5 protein-coding genes are annotated in these 3652 nt (G+C 44.8%); all 5 read right to left on the reverse strand.

Annotation, left to right across the window (positions count from 1 at the left end; translation table 11 throughout):
• Positions 1-91 precede the first annotated feature (91 nt).
• On the reverse strand, positions 92-760 hold the full coding sequence (gene ccmB, locus BCT81_RS10105; protein WP_004739878.1) for a heme exporter protein CcmB: 669 nt from the start codon (positions 758-760) through the stop codon (positions 92-94).
• Position 761: 1 nt separating this feature from the next.
• Positions 762-1379, reverse strand: a complete 618-nt coding sequence (ccmA, locus tag BCT81_RS10110; protein ID WP_102424046.1) for a cytochrome c biogenesis heme-transporting ATPase CcmA — start codon at positions 1377-1379, stop codon at positions 762-764.
• Positions 1380-1655: 276 nt separating this feature from the next.
• Entirely contained in the window at positions 1656-2168 is a 513-nt protein-coding gene (locus BCT81_RS10115; protein WP_102424047.1) for a DUF2802 domain-containing protein, read from the reverse strand.
• A complete protein-coding gene (locus BCT81_RS10120; RefSeq protein WP_004739873.1) occupies positions 2168-2662 on the reverse strand; it encodes a chemotaxis protein CheW in 495 nt (164 codons plus the stop codon). Before BCT81_RS10120 ends, BCT81_RS10115 begins: the two co-directional genes overlap by 1 nt.
• A 70-nt stretch (positions 2663-2732) precedes the next feature.
• On the reverse strand, positions 2733-3652 hold a 920-nt coding region (locus BCT81_RS10125), incomplete at its 5' end, for a chemotaxis protein CheW (RefSeq protein ID WP_102424048.1).

The raw sequence follows: 3652 nt of genomic DNA on the forward strand, positions 1-3652 counted from the left end.
TAATATATTTGTTCTGCTTTCTGTTTTGCTGACTCTATGAGTCTCATCGAACACTTTGGTTCACTTTAGCTATACGATACTGGTACCGTTATCAGTTCACACTCACACGAAGTGCGGCACTGATCGCAAAAGGCGTTAGCGTCATCGCGCCCATCAACATGGCGCCGAGAATCGCTAGTTGACCATTGTAGGCAACGCCCAACGCCGCAGCGTCAATCGCTGACGTTGCGAAAATCAAAATAGGGATGTATAGCGGCAAAATTAACAGGCTCAGTAACACCCCGCCCTTCTGCAACCCAACCGTCAAAGCAACACCAATCGCCCCAATAAAGCTCAAGGCAGGCGTTCCGACAAGCAAAGTCATCACAACAGAGAGCCAAGTGTCAAAATCCAATGACAACAAAACAGCCAACAATGGGCTAATTAAAATTAATGGTAACCCGGTCAATAACCAGTGTGCTATGACCTTGGACAATACTACCAACTGCAACGGGATGGGCATCAGCATCATCTGTTCAAGGGCACCATCTTGAAAATCATCGCGAAATAGACGCTCAAGAGACAGTAACGCAGAAAGTAAAGCAGCAACCCAAACAATACCCGCCGCAATACGTGCAAGTAGGTTTGGCTCAGGGCCGATACTTAATGGGAAAAGCGTGATAACAATGATGAAGAACCACAACGGGTTAAAGATATCAGCCTGACGTCGAAAAGCGATAAGTAGCTCACGTCGGATAATGGTGGTCATAGAAGAGATCATATTACTCACCCAACTTTATTTTTCTTAGTTTCGGGCTATCAGCAAACATATCTTGGTGCGTTGTGAGTAGCACAATCCCACCGTTATCCGCATGCTGAGAAAAAAGCGATTCAAGAACTTTAACCCCCTGCTTGTCAATCGCAGTCAGTGGTTCGTCGAGAATCCACAACATCTGCTTACTCAACCAAAGACGAGCTAAGGCAACACGGCGCTGCTGACCAGCAGAAAGCTGCCCAGCAGGCACATCTTCTCTACCAGCTAGTCCAACCTGAGCAAGCGCATGGTAAAGCTCTTCCTTATTGGTTCCGCCACAATGAATTGACTGATAGAAACTGAGGTTCTCATAGGCACTAAGCTCGCGCTTTACACCTGTTTGGTGGCCAAGAAAAAGCAAATTTTGATGATACACATCTCGACTTGATTCGATAGATTCGCCATCCCAAGAGATAGTGCCTTCGTCACGATCACCTAAACCAGTGATGATCCTAAGGAGTGTCGTTTTTCCTGTACCGTTACGCCCTTCAACTTGAACCAACTCTCCTGGTTTCAATTGAAAAGATAACGATTCAAACAGAACCCTTTCGTCACGAATAGCAGTTAAATTTGAGACTTCTAGCATAGGTAAATTTAGTCGAGTAATGAGAGGGCTATAGTAGCACACCAATATGGTGACAAAACAGGACTAGGCGTTTTCAGTAGAACAAAGTCGGTAAGAAACTGTTACTACTGCATCACAATTTACACATTTTGACCAAAAATGAGATATTGCAATAGTAACAAGCACTTATAAACATCATTCTATAAACAGTTACTCAGGCACAAAAAAAGAAGCCGAAGCTTCTTTTTAGAGGAGTGTGTGACAAACAGAATGTGTTTATCACGAGTAGCGCTCAATTTAACGGCGTCGAGGTGGATCCCTGCGTTCACGAGAGGCGGTGGGATGCTCATCAAACGAGGAAGGGTCGCTTCGTAATGAAGGAATTTTCTCTTTACCCGCAAGCTTGTTCTGCAGAGACATCATCAGCTCAGCTTCAGCTTTAGGTAATTCACATTCTTCAATTAACTCGTTAATCCCAGCGCCAAGCTGAACCATTTTCGTTGCACGAGTGTACAAGCGTCCATCGGTATCCGCATGTTCCAGTTCGACAATACGTTCATTCAGGTGTTTAATTAGATCTTGTTGTTCAGTCACTTTCTGGCCAAGGCCAACCACAACAGAGCGAACTTCAAGCAATTGCTTACTCGATTTTTGCAGCTCTTTGTCCAAGTTTCGGACTTGAAGACGTGACTGATCCAATTGCTTTTGAGTCGCACTTTTTACTTTGCTTATCAAAATCAATATGAATAACGTAAAAACCCCAACTCCAGCAATCAGTGCAGCAGGGCTTAAAGGAAGCGCTTCAAACATTATAGGTGAGCCATCTCATCCCATTCGTCTTCGCTTAGTAGTTTGTTTAGATCTACTAAGATAAGCAGCTTGCCATCGCGGTTGCTAACGCCCTGGATGAACTTCGCGCTTTCGTCAGTACCAACACTTGGTGTTGTATCGATTTCAGAAGAACGTAGGTAAACCACTTCAGCAACACTATCAACCAGGATGCCAATAACTTGACGCTCAGATTCAATAACGATGATACGAGTGTTATCCGTGATTTCACCTTGCATCAAACCAAAGCGAGAGCGAGTGTCGATAACAGTAACAACGTTACCACGTAGGTTAATAATACCTAGCACGTAGTCAGGAGCACCTGGTACCGGAGCAATCTCACTGTAACGCAGTACTTCACGAACTTGCATTACATTGATGCCGTAAGTTTCTTCTTCTAGCTGGAATGTTACCCATTGAAGTACTTCGTCATTCGTTTGATCTTTTCTTACTTCAACTTCACTCATTTGAGACATAGATAATCCTCTTGCCGTCGTTACCGACCACTATTATTAACTTGATGCTTTTGTTGTACCAATCTTGGTACTAGCTCAATGCTTTTACATCTAGCCCTGCATTTAGCATGGCGATTAATGCTTCGACATGGATCAAAGCACACATTTTTTCTTTTACCATACCAGCGAGCCATGGGCGTTTTCCTGCCATTTCTCGCCAACGTACTTTATCAGTATTAAGCAGCTCGGTGCCTTTAAGCTCTGTGCTCGCAAGCCCCCATAAGCTTTCTCCAAGCATCACTATATATTGATAGTTTCCTTTGTATTCGTCACTGGCTAACTTCTCGGCCATCACCCATTTTGCGGTGTCGACCACATCTAGCTGACTGTCTCGGTTGGTTTGTAACCCCAAATACCAAGATGGTTTGCCAATAATGTGATTGACCTCTTCAAGGCGGTGGATACCACCCAGTTCATCCAGTGGTACTGCAAAGGTCACACCATTGACATCAAAATACAAAACTTGGAAGTCTTCTGTTCGAGCCGTACTTTCCCAAGAAGTAAACTGCCCTGCACCACCCGCTTGTGTTTCTGGCTCAATAGCGGCCTCAATGTCAGGAACATCGGCTTCGCTCTCAGAGACTGGTTGCTCAACCCTTGGAAGCTCAGCTTCTACTGTTGATTCTTCAATTGGCTGCAGTTCCACTAAAGGTTCTGCCGCTATCGATAAATCAGATTCCTGAAGGTTCCAATCTTGAATCTCTGGCTCTAGCGAGACTTGAACCGACTCAACCGCAGCATCAAACATTTGCATGTCTGCTTGCTGAGCGATTTTCTGCGTGTTCTGGTCCATCAGTTTGTCAAGATTCAGGTCCTCAACAACATTGGTTGCCTCTAATCGGCTCAGTAGCTTCTGAACGTCCTCTAGGTTAGGTACTTCAAACTCAGCTGCGCGTATTTCTGCGTAGCTTGAGTGATGACTCGCTAATTGACGCTCTGGCTCTGGCTCTG

This window comes from Vibrio sp. 10N.261.52.A1, assembly GCF_002876325.1.
Taxonomy (GTDB): domain Bacteria; phylum Pseudomonadota; class Gammaproteobacteria; order Enterobacterales; family Vibrionaceae; genus Vibrio; species Vibrio chagasii.

Bases quoted from the DNA above. Each gene is read 5' to 3' on its own strand.
- ccmA (WP_102424046.1), bottom strand. From the start codon at position 1,379: ATGCTAGAAGTCTCAAATTTAACTGCTATTCGTGACGAAAGGGTTCTG.
- BCT81_RS10115 (WP_102424047.1), bottom strand. From the start codon at position 2,168: ATGTTTGAAGCGCTTCCTTTAAGCCCTGCTGCACTGATTGCTGGAGTT.
- ccmB (WP_004739878.1), bottom strand. From the start codon at position 760: ATGATCTCTTCTATGACCACCATTATCCGACGTGAGCTACTTATCGCT.
- BCT81_RS10120 (WP_004739873.1), bottom strand. From the start codon at position 2,662: ATGTCTCAAATGAGTGAAGTTGAAGTAAGAAAAGATCAAACGAATGAC.